The 201-nt window shown below is 42.3% G+C and carries 1 pseudogene; it reads left to right on the plus strand.

From position 1 onward, the window contains the following. A pseudogene (locus tag CES81_RS13645) lies at nucleotides 1-201 on the plus strand (hypothetical protein); the annotation flags it as partial.

The raw sequence follows: 201 nt of genomic DNA on the forward strand, positions 1-201 counted from the left end.
CAACCGGCTGGCGGTTCTGTTAATGCTACTGTTTATGGAAAAGATTTGAATTATATCAAGTCCATCATGTATCAGGGTGATGAGATTAAAGAGGGTCGTGATGAAGATGCGGGCCTCTTTTTGTTTGCACCCACAGATGGTGAACCTGATTATAAGATCAATTCCATCAGCACATATGCCAGTCATACCGTCATCATTGCT

The sequence above is a fragment of the Secundilactobacillus pentosiphilus genome (assembly GCF_002217985.1).
Classification (GTDB): Bacteria; Bacillota; Bacilli; order Lactobacillales; family Lactobacillaceae; genus Secundilactobacillus; species Secundilactobacillus pentosiphilus.